12 protein-coding genes are annotated in these 15,539 nt (G+C 54.4%); 6 read left to right on the forward strand and 6 right to left on the reverse strand.

What is annotated here, in order from left to right; translation table 11 throughout:
* Window positions 1–71: 71 nt before the first annotated feature.
* Window positions 72–968 carry a carboxylating nicotinate-nucleotide diphosphorylase gene (gene nadC / locus DEU53_RS14375; RefSeq protein ID WP_110867532.1) on the reverse strand — a complete coding sequence of 299 codons (897 nt, stop codon included), beginning with the start codon at window positions 966–968 and terminating at the stop codon, window positions 72–74.
* Between the two features lie 181 nt (window positions 969–1,149).
* Here nadC and ampD point away from each other — a divergent pair, with 181 nt between their 5' ends.
* Window positions 1,150–1,701: a 1,6-anhydro-N-acetylmuramyl-L-alanine amidase AmpD gene (gene ampD / locus DEU53_RS14380; RefSeq protein ID WP_110867533.1), complete on the forward strand. Its 552-nt coding sequence runs from the start codon at window positions 1,150–1,152 to the stop codon at window positions 1,699–1,701.
* Window positions 1,702–1,717: 16 nt separating this feature from the next.
* The gene (gene ampE / locus DEU53_RS14385) at window positions 1,718–2,572 is read left to right on the forward strand and encodes a beta-lactamase regulator AmpE (RefSeq protein ID WP_110867534.1); all 855 of its coding nucleotides are present in this window, start codon (window positions 1,718–1,720) and stop codon (window positions 2,570–2,572) included.
* Here the strand turns inward: ampE and DEU53_RS14390 are convergent.
* The 3 genes from DEU53_RS14390 to aroP form a co-directional block, all read right to left on the reverse strand.
* Window positions 2,554–3,507, reverse strand: a complete 954-nt coding sequence (locus DEU53_RS14390) for a family 43 glycosylhydrolase (RefSeq protein ID WP_110867535.1) — start codon at window positions 3,505–3,507, stop codon at window positions 2,554–2,556. The two genes, ampE and DEU53_RS14390, sit on opposite strands and share 19 nt — an antisense overlap.
* A complete protein-coding gene (locus DEU53_RS14395) occupies window positions 3,504–4,910 on the reverse strand; it encodes a glycoside-pentoside-hexuronide (GPH):cation symporter (protein WP_110867536.1) in 1,407 nt (468 codons plus the stop codon). The genes DEU53_RS14390 and DEU53_RS14395 overlap by 4 nt, the downstream gene beginning before the upstream one ends.
* 161 nt (window positions 4,911–5,071) lie before the next feature.
* Window positions 5,072–6,427 (reverse strand): aromatic amino acid transporter AroP, encoded by a 1,356-nt coding sequence (aroP, locus tag DEU53_RS14400; RefSeq protein WP_110867537.1) that lies wholly within the window; start codon window positions 6,425–6,427, stop codon window positions 5,072–5,074.
* Between the two features lie 513 nt (window positions 6,428–6,940).
* Here aroP and pdhR point away from each other — a divergent pair.
* From pdhR to lpdA, 4 genes are all read left to right on the forward strand, one after another.
* Complete coding sequence (gene pdhR, locus DEU53_RS14405) at window positions 6,941–7,705, forward strand: pyruvate dehydrogenase complex transcriptional repressor PdhR (protein ID WP_008108566.1); 765 nt, start codon at window positions 6,941–6,943, stop codon at window positions 7,703–7,705.
* Window positions 7,706–7,832: 127 nt separating this feature from the next.
* Window positions 7,833–10,499: a pyruvate dehydrogenase (acetyl-transferring), homodimeric type gene (gene aceE, locus DEU53_RS14410; RefSeq protein WP_110867538.1), complete on the forward strand. Its 2,667-nt coding sequence runs from the start codon at window positions 7,833–7,835 to the stop codon at window positions 10,497–10,499.
* A gap of 14 nt (window positions 10,500–10,513) precedes the next feature.
* Window positions 10,514–12,409 carry a pyruvate dehydrogenase complex dihydrolipoyllysine-residue acetyltransferase gene (aceF, locus tag DEU53_RS14415; RefSeq protein WP_110867539.1) on the forward strand — a complete coding sequence of 632 codons (1,896 nt, stop codon included), beginning with the start codon at window positions 10,514–10,516 and terminating at the stop codon, window positions 12,407–12,409.
* A 173-nt stretch (window positions 12,410–12,582) separates the two neighbouring features.
* On the forward strand, window positions 12,583–14,007 hold the full coding sequence (gene lpdA, locus DEU53_RS14420; protein WP_008108560.1) for a dihydrolipoyl dehydrogenase: 1,425 nt from the start codon (window positions 12,583–12,585) through the stop codon (window positions 14,005–14,007).
* A 144-nt stretch (window positions 14,008–14,151) separates the two neighbouring features.
* On the opposite strand, the gene DEU53_RS23325 is transcribed toward lpdA, so the two are convergent.
* Together DEU53_RS23325 and DEU53_RS14430 are read right to left on the reverse strand one after the other, a co-directional pair.
* Window positions 14,152–14,298, reverse strand: a complete 147-nt coding sequence (locus tag DEU53_RS23325; RefSeq protein ID WP_110867540.1) for a Hok/Gef family protein — start codon at window positions 14,296–14,298, stop codon at window positions 14,152–14,154.
* Window positions 14,299–14,581: 283 nt separating this feature from the next.
* Entirely contained in the window at window positions 14,582–15,481 is a 900-nt protein-coding gene (locus DEU53_RS14430) for a LysR family transcriptional regulator (RefSeq protein WP_110867541.1), read from the reverse strand.
* Between the last annotated feature and the right edge of the window lie 58 nt (window positions 15,482–15,539).

The raw sequence follows: 15,539 nt of genomic DNA on the forward strand, positions 1-15,539 counted from the left end.
ACAGCGGAGATAACAGCATTTTGGAAGCCAGCTCGCATATCTGCCGCACTAACACGCGGCAGAACGGGGCATTAAAGCTCGCGGAAACGCATCGACAGATCCAGCGCGCGTACATGTTTGGTCAGCGCACCAACAGAGACATAATCAACGCCGGTCTGGGCAATTTGTGGCAGCGTGGTTTCGGTTACGTTGCCAGAGACTTCCAGCAGCGCGCGTTTGTGGGTTAGCGCAACCGCTGCATGCATCATCTCAAGGCTAAAGTTGTCGAGCATGATGATGTCCGCTCCGGCATCGATGGCATCCTGCAGTTCCGCCAGCGATTCAACTTCAACTTCTACCGGCACATCCGGCGACAGCCACAGCGCTTTTTCTACGGCGTTACGCACCGAGCCGCTGGCGATAATGTGGTTTTCTTTTATCAGGAAAGCATCCGACAGGCCTAAACGGTGGTTATTACCGCCACCGCACAACACCGCATATTTCAGCGCGGTACGCAGGCCTGGCAAGGTCTTGCGTGTATCAAGCAACTGGGTTTCGCTGCCCGCCAGCAGGGCGACATAACGGCTAACCTCGGTGGCCACGCCAGAGAGCGTCTGCACGAAGTTGAGTGCGGTGCGTTCTGCGGTTAACAGCAGGCGCGCCGGGCCGGTAAGCTCGAACAGCAGCTGATCGGCAACCAGCGCTTGTCCATCTTCTACATGCCAGTTAAGAGTGACTTTATTACCGAGCTGGATAAAGACTTCCTCTACCCAGCGTTTACCACAAAAAACACCGGCTTCACGGGTGATGACTTTTGCCACCGCCTGCTTGTCTGCTGGCAGCAGCAACGCGGTGATATCGCGATTCGCATCCACTTCGCCGCCTAAATCCTCCTGAAGCGCCCGGGCAACGGCTTCCGGGATATCCTGTTCTATACGTTTAATCAGTTCCTGACGGCGATGATCGGGATCGTAACGACGCGTTGCCATGGTGTGCCCCTTCACAAGACGAAATTTCGTGCGCTCACCTTAGCCTGATTTATCGACCATTGCCAGTTACTGGCGGTGAAATGTTTAGTATCCTGAACTCACCTGCGTCGGCGCATTAAGTCGCAAGTCTGCAGGGTGAAACATGTTATTCTCAGCCTGATTTTGCTTAGGATTTAACAGCATGAAACTGGAAGAGGGCTGGATTACCAGCGCGCGTAAATTACCTTCACCACACTTCAATCAGCGTCCAAATGATGAAGTGCCCTCGCTGTTGGTGATTCACAACATCAGCTTACCGCCCGGTGAGTTTGGCGGGCCGTGGATTGATCGCTTATTTACCGGCACGTTGCCTGCCGATGCGCATCCCTATTTTGCGGACATCGCCCATTTACGCGTGGCGGCGCACTGTTTAATCCGTCGCGACGGCGAGCTGGTGCAATACGTCTCTTTCGATCAGCGCGCCTGGCACGCCGGCGTGTCGCAGTTTGAAGGACGTGAAAGCTGCAACGATTTTTCCATGGGCATTGAACTGGAAGGCACTGATACGCTGCCCTATACCGATGCCCAGTACGCGACTTTGCAACAGGTAACTCAACTCCTGCTGCAGCACTATCCGTTGACGCCTGCGCGCATCACCGGCCATAGCGATATCGCACCAGAGCGGAAAACCGATCCCGGTTCCTCTTTTGACTGGTTGCGCTATAAAGAATCCATCAGGCAGGAGAATCCCTGAGACAGCAGGAGCGGGTATGACGTTGTTTAGCTTGTTATTAGTTTTAGGTTGGGAACGCCTGTTTAAGTTGGGTGAGCATTGGCAACTGGACCATCGGCTGGAGCCGCTGTTTCGTGGCCGCCAGCGTTTTTCCCTGCTGCGCACGCTGATGATGACAGTGGTAGCGATGCTGATCGTCTGGCTGGTGGTGTGGAGCCTGAAAGGCATCTTGTTTGGCGTGGCGCAACTGCTGTTCTGGATTTTGGTGGGATTGCTGTGTATCGGCGCGGGTTCGGTGCGACTGCACTATCACAGCTATCTCAAAGCCGCGAGCCATGACGATGAAGCGGCGCATCAGGCGATGGCGGCCGAACTGACGCTGATTCACGGCGTGCCGGTTGAGTGCAGCGAGCGCGAGTTCCTGCGTGAACTGCAGAACGCGCTGATTTGGATTAACTTCCGCTTCTATCTTGCGCCGCTGTTCTGGTTTGTGGTCGGTGGACCTTACGGCCCGGTGCTGCTGGTGGGTTATGCGTTTCTGCGCGCCTGGCAGAGCTGGCTGGCGAAGCATCAGTCGCCGCTGGCGCGCTCGCAGTCTGGCGTTGATCGTCTGCTGCACGTTTTGGACTGGATCCCCGTGCGTTTAGCCGGCGTGGCTTACGCGTTGCTCGGCCACGGCGAACGTGCGCTGCCAGCGTGGTTTGCCGCGCTGGGCGATCTGCATCGCCCGCAATATCAGGTGCTGACCAGCCTGGCGCAGTTCTCGCTGGCGCGCGATCCGCACATGGATAAAGTTGAAACGCCACGTGTTGCAGTGGCATTGGCGAAACGTATTTCTCTGGTGCTGGTGGTGGTGGTCGCGCTGTTGACGATCTACGGCACGCTGGTGTGATCGGCTGGCGGCACGCCAAAATCCGGTGTGCCGTCTTCACGCCAGTCGAAATATTTCAAGCGCGTATGGCGATTCGGATCCCACAGCGGATCGCCCTCAATTTCGGTGTAATTGCGTGCGTGATACACCAGCACCGCTCTTCCCGCTTCATCCACCGTAAAGCTATTGTGTCCCGGTCCGTATTGCTGATTATCCCAGCTGGTGGCAAATACCGGCCGCGCGGATTTACGCCAGGCGTTGATGTTGAGCGGATCGGCCAACACATCAATGCTTAATATCCCCAGACAGTAATTTTCATCGGTCGCGCTGGCGGAATAGGTGACAAACAGCTGGTCGCCATGCTGAATCACCGCCGGTCCTTCATTAACGCTAAATCCTGCGCACTCCCATTCATACTCCGGTCGGCTCAGCATCAGCGGGGCGCTTTTTAGCGTCCACGGATTGAGCAACTCGGCAAGATACAGGTTAGAGTTTCCGGGAATCGCCGGATCTTTTTGCGCCCACAGATACCAGTGTTTACCTTGATGGTGGAAGTAGGTGGCGTCCAGTGAGAAGGAGTCGATGGGCGTATGTACGCGGCGGCAGGGCTGCCAGTTACCGCTCAGCGGATCGGCATCATTACACACCAGCGCATACATGCGGTGCTGGAACAGGCCATCTTTTATCGCCCGCGTCGGTGCGGCGGCGAAATAGATCACCCATTGCCCGTTGATGTGATGCAGTTCTGGCGCCCAGATCAGCGCGCTAAACGGGCCGGTATCCGGTTTGTGCCACACCGTTACCGCTTCTGCCTCAATCAGGCCAGTCAGCGTTGAGGCATAGCGAATCTCCAGTCGGTCATATTCCGGCACCGAGGCGATAAAATAGTAGCCATCGGCATGGCGCAGAATAAAGGGATCGGCGCGTTGCGTAATAAAAGGATTGGGCCAGCTCATTTGATCTCTCCAGGTTGCGTGGTCGCAGAGGACGCGATAGGGGATTCGTGGTGTGAATGGGCACGGCGCAGCGCCAGATCGGCCTGAATCGTACGCATTAAGTTGCGATCCACTTTCATTAAACGCACGACGCCGGCAGTGATCAGATATCCCACGCCCGGAATCACCGTGAACAGCAGCATGATGCCGTTAATCGCGTTGGGAGCCTGCTGTTTTGCGCCGGCATCGTAGCCATAAATCGACAGCAGGAAACCGACCATCGCCCCCGCCACCGCCAGCCCCACCTTGAGGAAGAACAGGTTGCCGGAGAAGCTCATACCAGTGATGCGTTTGCCGGTTTTCCATTCGCCGTAATCATCCACGTCGGCCATCAGCGACCAGTGCAGCGGCGAGGGAATCTGGTGCAGGATATTCAGCAGGAAGTAGGCGATGACCACCGCGACGGTGGCGTGCGGATCAATCCAGTAGAAGCCGCAGGAGAACAGCGCCAGCGCGATGTTGGTCCAGAAGAACACCTTGAGCTTGCACCAGCGATCGGTGAGGATTTTTGCCAGTGTGCTGCCGAACATCATGCCGATGACGCCCAGGCTGATAAACAGCGTGGCAAAGTGCGTTGATTGCCCCATCACCCAGGTGACGTAGTACATGGTGGCGGCCATGCGGATAAAACCGGGGCAGACGTTGCAGAAGGTCAGCAGCAGAATGCGCACCCACTGATCGTTTTTCCACACGTCGCGCAAATCTTGTTTCAAATCATCGTTGCTTGGCGTCGCAGGATGAATGCGTTCACGCACATTGGCAAAACAGAACAGGAACATCGCTAAACCGATCAGCGCTAGCACGCCCATGGCCATTTGGTAACCGCGCGCTTTGTTGTCGCCGCCAAACCATTCGGCCATCGGCAACAGCGAAAGTGAGAGGATCAGCGTGGCAATGCCCACCATCACAAAGCGATAGGACTGGCATGACACGCGCTCACCCGGATCGTTGGTGATCACACCGCCCAGCGAGCAGTAAGGAATGTTGATGGCGGTGTAAGTGAGTGACATCAGGAAGTAAGTGACAAACGCCCAGATAACCTTGTTGTCATAGCTCCACTCCGGCGTGGTGAACATCAGCACGCTAAACAGCACGTAAGGCACGGAAACCCACAGCAGCCACGGACGGAAGCGGCCCCAGCGACTTTGCGTACGATCGGCAATGGCGCCCATGATCGGATCGGTTACCGCATCAAGTACGCGTACCGACAGTAATAGCGTTCCGACCAGCGCCGGGGCTAAACCAAACACATCAGTGTAGAAATAATTGAGGAACAGCATGATGGCACCGCCAATCATGTTGCATCCGGCATCGCCCATGCCATATCCCAGTTTCTCTCTGAACGAGAGGGCTGCTCCTTTCATTGATCGTCTCCAGCGATATGATGAGCAGGAATTATCTGTGCAAAATCAGTAATCTGCTGGGGAGCAAATGGTCGGGTAGATGGACAAAACGCGCGGGCGGGGAAAAGTGTGAGCCAGATCAGAAGTGCTGCCCGGCAACAGCGTGCCGGGCAGGAACAACATTACGCTTTCTGTAGTTTGTTTTTGATGGTGTAACCGATAGCCAGAATCACCAGCCATACCGGAATCAACCATACCGATATCGCCATGCCTGGCGTCATCAGCATAATGACCAACACACCGGCGAGGAACACCAGGCAAATCCAGTTACCCAGCGGATAGAGCACCGCTTTGAAGCGCGTGGTGACACCTTGCTGGTCTTTCTTTTTACGGAATTTCAGATGCGCGAGGCTGATCATCGCCCAGTTGATCACCAGTGCAGAAACCACCAGCGCCATCAGCAGGCCAAAGGCTTCGCCTGGCATCAGATAGTTGATCAGTACACACAGCAGGGTCGCTACGGCTGAGACCAGAATGGTGGCGACCGGCACGCCGCGACTGTCCACTTTCAGCAATGCTTTCGGCGCGTTACCCTGTTGCGCCAGGCCGAACAGCATGCGGCTGTTGCAGTAAACGCAGCTGTTGTAGACCGAAAGCGCCGCCGTCAGGATTACCACGTTCAGCGCGTTGGCCACAAAGGCATCGCCCAGCTCATGAAAAATCAGCACGAACGGGCTGGTATCGGCAGTGACTCGCGTCCAAGGCAGCAGCGAAAGCAGCACCGCCAGTGAGCCAATATAGAAAATCAGAATACGCCACAACACCTGATTGGTGGCTTTCGGGATGCTCTCTTGTGGATTGTCGGCTTCTGCGGCAGTGATGCCCACCAGCTCCAGACCACCAAACGAGAACATAATGATTGCCATCATCATCACCAATCCGGTCATGCCGTGAGGCAGGAAGCCGCCCTGATCCCACAGGTTGCTGACGCTCGCCTGCGGGCCGCCGTTGCCGCTAAACAGCAACCAGCCACCGAACAGAATCATGCCGATGACCGCGACCACTTTGATAATCGCGAACCAGAACTCCATCTCACCGAACACTTTGACGTTGGTCAGGTTAATGGCGTTGATCAATACAAAGAAGATGGCGGCGGTGGCCCAGGTAGGGAAATCCGGCCACCAGAATTGTACGTACTTGCCCACAGCGGTGAGCTCGGCCATGGCAACCAGCACATACAGCACCCAGTAGTTCCAGCCCGAGGCGAAACCGGCGAAGTTGCCCCAATATTTGTAGGCGAAGTGACTGAAGCTGCCGGCAACCGGCTCTTCAACCACCATCTCGCCGAGTTGGCGCATGATCAGAAAGGCAATAAAACCGGCAATCGCATATCCCAGAATCACGGCCGGACCGGCCGATTGAATCACTGATGCGCTACCCAGAAACAGGCCAGTACCTACGGCTCCGCCCAGCGCAATCAGCTGAATATGGCGATTCTTTAAGCCGCGGTGCAGCGTGTCGCCATGCTGTTGTTCCATACAAACCTCGTGATGTTGTTATTGTGCACCTGCAGTGCGCGCACTGTAAGGCTGTTTACCTTAATGTATTCTTTTCTTTACGGTATCTGGCGTGCTGTGTGCATGCATGAGCTACCACGGCGTTCAGAATAGTGATAAGCGCGTCAGTTTGCACCTGCTTTTGCTTTTTGTGCTGAGAGATGACTGAAAAAGCAGCAGCATCCTCTGCGCGCCCGTCGCAGTATTTCTGCCATGAAAAAAGGGTGAACACGAATAGGTTTCCCTTATGGTTGAGCCGTTTTCTGGACGCTAACTCAGTGTAAGGTTAGGTAAAAGTGCAATTCATTAACATTTGCCGTGTGCGTGGGATTTCTCGCTTGATGCCGGTAGGTTAGCGCACCAGCGCTACGATCATCCCCTGAAGTGTGACCGCACCCATATAGACACAAGGTGAATACTTTGTTACTTTACCGGCACCATTTTTCAATTGGTATTACCAATTTACTCCGGACGTTTGGCTGATAAGAAGGGAAGATGGCCTACAGTAAAATTCGCCAACCCAAGCTCTCCGATGCGATCGAGCAACAGCTGGAATCCCTCATTATGGAAGGGACGCTCCAGCCGGGTGAAAAACTGCTCCCCGAGCGTGAACTGGCGAAACAGTTTGATGTCTCACGTCCATCCCTGCGCGAAGCGATTCAGAGCCTGGAAGCTAAAGGCCTGCTGCTACGTCGTCAGGGCGGCGGCACCTTCGTCCAAAAAAATCTCTGGCAAAGCCTGAGCGACCCGCTGGTCGGTCTGCTTGCCGAACATCCAGAATCTCAGTTTGATCTGCTGGAAACCCGCCACGCGCTGGAAGGCGTGGCTGCCTATTACGCGGCACTGCGGGGAACCGATGAAGATCTGCAGCGCATCCGCGACTGCCACGTTCATATTCAGCAGGCACAGGACAGCGGCGATCTCGACGCCGAAGCGGATGCAGTGATGAAGTATCAGATCGCTGTCACAGAAGCCGCCCATAATGTGGTGTTGCTGCATCTACTGCGTTCCATGGGCCCTATGCTGGAACAAAACGTCCGTCAGAATTTTGAATTGCTCTACGCTCGTCGGGAAATGCTGGCGAAAGTGAGCGGTCACCGCGCCAGTATCTACGAGGCGATTGTAGCTCGTGAGCCAGAACAAGCACGCGAGGCATCTCATCGTCACCTGGCGTTCATTGAGGAAATCTTGCTGGATAGAAGTCGGGAGCAGAGTCGTCGTGAACGCTCCCTGCGTCGTTTACAGCAACGTAAGGAATAACGCACGGCAACGAACGTGCGGAAAACACGACGGGCCTGTCTTCTTGTGCTGTGAACCAGAAGCAAAGCACAAGAAGACAGGCTCCTGATAATTTCAACGTATTAGACACAGATAAGGAATACACCCCATGTCAGAACGTTTACAGAATGACGTGGATCCGATCGAAACTCGTGATTGGCTACAAGCGATCGAATCGGTCATCCGTGAAGAAGGTGTTGAGCGCGCGCAGTATCTGATTGATCAGGTAATGAGTGCAGCACGCAAAGGTGGCGTGAAAGTTGCCGCAGGTTCCTCTGCAATCAGCAACTACATTAACTCTATTGCTGTTGAAGATGAGCCGGACTATCCGGGCAACACCTCTCTTGAACGTCGTATCCGTTCCGCAATTCGTTGGAACGCCATCATGTCGGTGCTGCGTGCGTCGAAGAAAGATCTGGAGTTGGGTGGCCATATGTCCTCCTTCCAGTCTTCCGCGACCATTTATGAAGTGTGCTTTAACCACTTCTTCCGCGCGCGTAGCGACAAAGACGGCGGCGATCTGGTTTTCTTCCAGGGTCACATTTCTCCAGGTATCTACGCCCGCGCCTTCCTTGAGGGTCGTCTGAGCGAAGACCAAATGAACAACTTCCGTCAGGAAGTGCAGGGCAAAGGTCTCTCTTCTTACCCGCACCCGAAACTGATGCCGGACTTCTGGCAGTTCCCAACCGTATCAATGGGCCTGGGTCCGTTGAACGCGATCTATCAGGCGAAATTCCTGAAGTATCTGGAACACCGCGGTCTGAAAGACACCTCAGCACAAACCGTTTACGCCTTCCTCGGTGATGGCGAGATGGATGAGCCGGAATCCAAAGGTGCGATCACCATCGCCACCCGCGAGAAGCTGGACAACCTGGTGTTCATCATCAACTGTAACCTGCAGCGTCTGGACGGCCCGGTCACCGGTAACGGTAAGATCATCAACGAGTTGGAAGGCATCTTTGCCGGTGCTGGCTGGAACGTGATCAAAGTGATTTGGGGCGGTCGTTGGGATGAACTGCTGCGTCAGGACACCAGCGGCAAGCTGATTCAGCTGATGAACGAAACCGTTGATGGCGATTATCAGACCTTCAAATCCCGTAACGGCGCGTACGTACGTGAGCACTTCTTCGGTAAATATCCGGAAACCGCAGCTCTGGTGAAAGACTGGTCAGACGAAGAGATCTTCGCGCTGAACCGCGGCGGCCACGATCCGAAGAAAGTCTACGCTGCACTGAAAAAAGCGCAGGACACCAAAGGTCAGCCAACGCTGATTCTGGCCCATACCATCAAAGGTTATGGCATGGGTGACACTGCTGAAGGTAAAAACATCGCGCACCAGGTTAAGAAGATGAACATGGATGGCGTTCGCTACATCCGCGATCGCTTCAATGTGCCGGTGGCCGATGACAAAATCGAAGAGCTGCCATACGTCACCTTCGAAAAAGGTTCTGAAGAGTACAACTATCTGCACGGTCAGCGTGAGAAGTTGGGCGGCTACCTGCCAACGCGTCAGGCGGAGTTCAGCGAGAAGCTGGAAATGCCAACGCTGGAAGAGTTCCGTCCACTGCTGGAAGAGCAGAATAAAGAGATCTCCACCACCATCGCCTTCGTGCGTGCATTGAACGTGATGCTGAAGAACAAGTCGATCAAAGATCGTCTGGTTCCAATCCTTGCCGACGAAGCCCGTACCTTCGGTATGGAAGGTCTGTTCCGTCAGATTGGTATCTACAGCCCGAACGGTCAGCAGTACACCCCGCAGGACCGCGAGCAGGTTGCGTACTATAAAGAAGACGAGAAAGGCCAGATTCTGCAGGAAGGGATCAACGAGCTGGGCGCAGGTTCATCCTGGCTGGCGGCGGCAACCTCTTACAGCACCAACAACCTGCCGATGATTCCGTTCTACATCTATTACTCGATGTTCGGCTTCCAGCGCATCGGCGATCTGATGTGGCTGGCCGGCGATATGCAGGCACGCGGCTTCCTGGTGGGCGGTACTTCAGGTCGTACTACGCTGAACGGCGAAGGCTTGCAGCACGAAGATGGTCACAGCCACATTCAGTCGCTGACTATCCCGAACTGTATCTCTTACGATCCGTCTTACGCGTACGAAATCGCGGTCATCATGCAAGATGGCCTGGTGCGTATGTACGGCGAAGCGCAGGAAAACATCTACTACTACATCACCACGCTGAACGAAAACTACCACATGCCTGCGATGCCGCAGGGTGCGGAAGAGGGTATCCGTAAGGGTATCTACAAGCTGGAAACCGTAGAAGGTAGCAAAGGCAAAGTGCAGCTGCTGGGTTCAGGTTCAATTCTGCGTCACGTGCGTGAAGCCGCGCAGATCCTGGCGAAAGATTACGGCATCGCTTCTGACGTCTACAGCGTAACCTCGTTCACCGAGCTGGCGCGTGATGGTCAGGATTGTGAGCGCTGGAACATGCTGCACCCAACCGATGAGCCACGCGTACCTTACATCGCGCAAGTGATGAACGAAGCACCGGCCGTCGCATCGACCGACTACATGAAGCTGTTCGCAGAACAGGTTCGCAGCTACGTGCCTTCCAGCGATTATCGCGTGTTGGGTACCGATGGCTTCGGTCGTTCTGACAGCCGTGAAAACCTGCGTCACCACTTCGAAGTGGATGCATCGTATGTGGTTGTGGCTGCGCTGGGTGAGCTGGCTAAACGCGGTGAAATCGATAAGAAAGTGGTGGCTGAAGCCATCACCAAATTCAATATCGACGCCGATAAAGTTAACCCGCGTCTGGCATAAGAGGTAAGAGAGTAATGGCTATCGAAATTAACGTACCGGACATCGGGGCAGACGAAGTTGAAGTCACCGAAATCCTGGTAAAGGTGGGCGACAAAGTTGAAGCTGAACAGTCGCTGATCACCGTGGAAGGCGATAAAGCCTCCATGGAAGTGCCTTCGCCGCAGGCGGGCGTGGTTAAAGAGATCAAAATCTCGACCGGCGACAAAGTAGAAACCGGCTCGCTGATTATGATTTTTGACGCAGAAGGTGCCGCAGAAGCGGCGCCAGCGCCAGCCGAAGAGAAGAAAGCGGAAGCCGCTCCTGCTCCAGCTGCTGCCGCTGCTGCGGTCAGCAAAGAAGTCAACGTACCGGACATCGGCGGCGACGAAGTTGAAGTCACTGAGATCCTGGTGAAAGTGGGCGACACCGTAACGGCTGAGCAGTCGTTGATCACCGTTGAAGGCGACAAAGCCTCAATGGAAGTCCCGGCACCGTTCGCGGGCGTGGTGAAAGAGATCAAAATCTCCACCGGCGACAAAGTGAACACCGGTTCACTGATCATGGTGTTCGAAGCAGAAGGCGCAGCGCCGGCGGCTGCTCCAGCAGCTAAACAGGAAGCGGCTCCAGCAGCAGCACCTGCGGCTTCTGGCGCTAAAGACGTCAACGTCCCAGACATTGGTGGCGACGAAGTTGAAGTCACCGAGATCCTGGTGAAAGTGGGCGACAAAGTCACTGCTGAGCAATCCCTGATCGTGGTTGAAGGCGACAAAGCCTCAATGGAAGTGCCTGCACCGTTCGCCGGTATCGTGAAAGAGTTGAAAGTGGCGACTGGCGATAAAGTCAGCACCGGTAAACTGATCATGGTGTTCGAAGTGGAAGGCGCGGCACCGGCTGCGGCGCCTGCGGCTAAGCAGGAAGCGGCTCCAGCGGCAGAAGCCGCGAAACCGGCAGCGGCCCCAGCAGCAGCGAAAGCGGATGCGAAAGGCGAGTTCGCTGAGAACGATGCTTACGTACACGCGACGCCGGTGATTCGTCGTCTGGCGCGCGAGTTCGGTGTTAACCTGGCGAAAGTCAAAGGCACCGGCCGTAAAGGTCGCATCCTGAAAGAAGACGTGCAGACTTACGTCAAAGACGCGGTGAAACGCGCTGAAGCGGCTCCGGCTGCAGCAGCCAGCGGCGGAAGCCTGCCAGGTCTGTTGCCTTGGCCGAAAGTGGACTTCAGTAAGTTCGGCGAAATTGAAGAAGTGGAACTGGGCCGTATCCAGAAAATCTCCGGTGCCAACCTGAGCCGCAACTGGGTGGTTATCCCGCACGTTACACACTTCGACAAAACCGATATCACCGATCTGGAAGCGTTCCGCAAACAGCAGAATGCCGAAGCAGAGAAACGCAAACTGGATGTGAAATTCACGCCAGTGGTGTTCATCATGAAAGCCGTTGCCGCTGCTCTTGAGCAGATGCCACGCTTCAACAGTTCACTGTCTGAAGATGCACAGAAACTGACGCTGAAGAAATACATCAACATCGGTGTGGCGGTTGATACGCCAAACGGTCTGGTGGTTCCGGTGTTCAAAGATGTGAACAAGAAAGGCATCACTGAACTGTCTCGCGAGCTGATGGCGATTTCGAAGAAAGCGCGTGATGGCAAACTGACTGCCAGCGACATGCAGGGCGGTTGCTTCACCATCTCCAGCCTTGGCGGCTTGGGCACCACGCACTTCGCGCCAATCGTCAACGCGCCGGAAGTGGCTATCCTCGGTGTTTCCAAGTCAGCGATGGAGCCGGTGTGGAACGGTAAAGAGTTTGAGCCGCGTCTGATGATGCCGATCTCACTCTCCTTCGACCACCGCGTGATCGACGGTGCTGATGGTGCGCGCTTTATCACCATCATCAACAACACACTGTCCGACATTCGCCGTCTGGTGATGTGAAGTTAATCAAGGCCGGCGAAAGCCGGCCTTGTTGTAAGCATTCAATGTTGCCGCGGTTGGCAGTTTGTTAACAATTCTGTAAACTCTCGCGGTGAAATGTCCCGGCGGATATAGGGCATTAGAGCTTGGGAAAAGCTTTTTCCTGACTGCCGGTAATCAAACAAGAGGTCATGATGAGTACAGAGATTAAAACTCAAGTCGTGGTACTTGGGGCAGGTCCTGCAGGTTACTCTGCAGCCTTCCGTTGCGCTGATTTAGGTCTGGAAACCGTAATCGTTGAGCGTTACAGCACCCTCGGCGGTGTTTGTCTGAACGTAGGCTGTATCCCGTCAAAAGCGCTGCTGCACGTCGCCAAAGTGATCGACGAAGCAAAAGCCCTGGAAGAGCACGGTATCGTGTTTGGCCAGCCGCAAACTGACATCGACAAAATTCGTTCGTGGAAAGAGAAGGTGATCAACCAGCTCACTGGCGGCCTCGCGGGTATGGCGAAAGGTCGTAAAGTGAAAGTGGTGACTGGCCTCGGCAAATTCACCGGTGCTAACACGCTGGTGGTCGAAGGTGAAGGTGGCGCAACCACCATTAACTTCGATAACGCGATTATCGCGGCCGGTTCTCGTCCTATCGAACTGCCATTCATTCCGCACAACGATCCGCGCGTGTGGGATTCAACCGATGCGCTGGAACTGAAAGAAGTGCCGAAGCGTCTGCTGGTTATGGGCGGCGGCATCATCGGTCTGGAAATGGCCACCGTTTATAAAGCGCTGGGTTCAGAGATCGACGTGGTTGAGATGTTCGACCAGGTGATCCCGGCTGCCGATAAAGACGTGGTCAAAGTCTTCACCAAGCGTATCAGCAAGAAATTCAACCTGATGCTGGAAACCAAAGTGACCGCTGTTGAAGCGAAAGACGATGGTATCTACGTATCAATGGAAGGCAAAAAAGCGCCAGCTGACGCACAGCGTTATGATGCGGTGCTGGTGGCGATTGGTCGCGTACCGAACGGTAAAGGCCTTGATGCGGGTAAAGCAGGCGTGGAAGTGGACGATCGCGGCTTTATCCGCGTCGACAAGCAGATGCGCACCAACGTACCGCACATCTACGCTATCGGTGACATCGTGGGTCAGCCAATGCTGGCGCACAAAGGTGTGCACGAAGGCCACGTAGCGGCGGAAGTGATCTCGGGTCTGAAGCACTACTTCGACCCGAAAGTGATCCCATCCATTGCTTACACCGAGCCAGAAGTTGCCTGGGTTGGTCTGACCGAGAAAGAAGCCAAAGAGAAAGGCATCAGCTACGAAGTGTCCACCTTCCCGTGGGCCGCTTCAGGCCGTGCTATCGCGTCTGATTGTGCAGACGGTATGACTAAACTGATTTTCGACAAAGAGACTCACCGTGTTATCGGTGGTGCGATTGTCGGTACCAACGGCGGCGAGCTGCTGGGTGAAATCGGTCTGGCGATTGAAATGGGCTGTGATGCCGAAGATATCGCTCTGACCATTCACGCGCACCCAACGCTGCATGAGTCTGTCGGCCTGGCTGCCGAAGTGTTCGAAGGTAGCATCACGGACCTGCCGAACCCTAAAGCGAAAAAGAAATAAGTTTGCGCTTTGAATAAATTAACGGCTCCTTTAAGGAGCCGTTTTTTATTAGTGGTTCTATTTACATAAACAAATAAAAAAGGCGCGAGAGCTAACACATGCGCAATGCCGAAATAGCGGGAGCGAACTCCCGCTAGTGAAGTTTTACTGTTGTGGTTCGTAAGCCATAACAGCCGATAATTCAGCAGTGAATATCCGTAATCGTAATTCACAGAGTGAACTGCGATTAACCAGACACAATCCTAATAGAATGAGTCCGCTGATAATCAGCTTGCTGAATATAGACTTCATAGTCACGTTCCTCTTGATTTAGCACGAGCAAGCGACTACCCTGACATTGTCTAGGTGTTAGGGTGTTAAGTCGCTCACCCGTGTGGTTAATGAAAATTAATCTCACGGGTTCACTCTCCACAACCTACCCCAATCTTTTCAGCTTGAAGCAAGTTGCCTCAAGCGCCCGCAGGCAGTGTACGCCAAACTTTTTATATTTCACCTTAATTCTAAAATTATTTATGATTAATGGATTCATATATTATCTAACCATTTAAATAGATCGAGTAATGGATGTTTTTAATTATCTATTAATTTCTTTAAGCCAATCAATAAAATGCCTTAGCGGAGCAGAAAGATATTTACGGCTCGGATAGTAGAGCCAGAATCCTTCTTCTACCTGAGTGAAGTCCGCCAGTATTTCTACTAAGTCACCGCGAATTAAATCTTCCCGCACCGTACCTTGATGCAGAAAGGCAATGCCTACGCCCGCGCGCGCTGCGTGTAATATCCGCTCATTGTTATCCAGCACCAGCGACCCTTTCACCGCCACTTCCTGTTTGCGGCCATCCTGCCAGAATTCCCAGCGATAACGTCGTCCACTGGGAAAGCGTCTTTCAATGCAGGGATATTGCAACAGTTCAGCAGGCTGATGCGGTACGCCATGCTGTGCAATAAAAGCCGGGCTTGCCACCGCCAGCGCCCGCATTGGTGCGCCAAATGGCACCGCCACCATATCCTGGGCCAGCACATCGCCGTAGCGTACGCCGGCATCAAATCCGGCCTCTACGATATCCAGCAGTGAATCGTTGCTGTCGATCTCCAGTGTGATCTCGGGATAGCGCAGCAAGAACGGCAAAATGAGCGTATCGAAGAACAGCGCTTCCGCCGAGCGCGGCATGCTAATGCGCAATACGCCGCGTGGATCGTTGCGCCAGTCGTTGAGCTCATCCACCGCTTGCGACAAATCGGCAAGCGCAGGCTGAATGCGCTGTAAAAAGCGTTCACCGGCTTCAGTCAGCGCCACTTTGCGCGTAGTGCGATTGAGCAGCCGCACCCCTAAACGCGCTTCGAAATGGCGCATCGCGTGGCTCAGGCTGGAAGGCGTGACGTTGCGCTCCTCCGCTGCTTTGCGAAAGCTCAGATGCTGCGCGATGGCAGCAAACATCTCCAGTTCCTGCATAGACGCACGGTATTTATTCATTGCTGAGTTTTACTCACTAAATCGGCAAGAATGCCTCAATTGTTGCCGTGATTGCTGA

The sequence above is a fragment of the Pantoea sp. AG1095 genome, assembly GCF_003208415.1.
In the GTDB taxonomy this organism is placed as follows: Bacteria; Pseudomonadota; Gammaproteobacteria; order Enterobacterales; family Enterobacteriaceae; genus Pantoea; species Pantoea leporis.

Bases quoted from the DNA above. Each gene is read 5' to 3' on its own strand.
- lpdA (WP_008108560.1), top strand. From the start codon at position 12,583: ATGAGTACAGAGATTAAAACTCAAGTCGTGGTACTTGGGGCAGGTCCT.
- aceF (WP_110867539.1), top strand. From the start codon at position 10,514: ATGGCTATCGAAATTAACGTACCGGACATCGGGGCAGACGAAGTTGAA.
- ampE (WP_110867534.1), top strand. From the start codon at position 1,718: ATGACGTTGTTTAGCTTGTTATTAGTTTTAGGTTGGGAACGCCTGTTT.
- ampD (WP_110867533.1), top strand. From the start codon at position 1,150: ATGAAACTGGAAGAGGGCTGGATTACCAGCGCGCGTAAATTACCTTCA.
- DEU53_RS14430 (WP_110867541.1), bottom strand. From the start codon at position 15,481: ATGAATAAATACCGTGCGTCTATGCAGGAACTGGAGATGTTTGCTGCC.
- aroP (WP_110867537.1), bottom strand. From the start codon at position 6,427: ATGGAACAACAGCATGGCGACACGCTGCACCGCGGCTTAAAGAATCGC.
- DEU53_RS23325 (WP_110867540.1), bottom strand. From the start codon at position 14,298: ATGAAGTCTATATTCAGCAAGCTGATTATCAGCGGACTCATTCTATTA.
- DEU53_RS14390 (WP_110867535.1), bottom strand. From the start codon at position 3,507: ATGAGCTGGCCCAATCCTTTTATTACGCAACGCGCCGATCCCTTTATT.
- DEU53_RS14395 (WP_110867536.1), bottom strand. From the start codon at position 4,910: ATGAAAGGAGCAGCCCTCTCGTTCAGAGAGAAACTGGGATATGGCATG.
- nadC (WP_110867532.1), bottom strand. From the start codon at position 968: ATGGCAACGCGTCGTTACGATCCCGATCATCGCCGTCAGGAACTGATT.
- pdhR (WP_008108566.1), top strand. From the start codon at position 6,941: ATGGCCTACAGTAAAATTCGCCAACCCAAGCTCTCCGATGCGATCGAG.
- aceE (WP_110867538.1), top strand. From the start codon at position 7,833: ATGTCAGAACGTTTACAGAATGACGTGGATCCGATCGAAACTCGTGAT.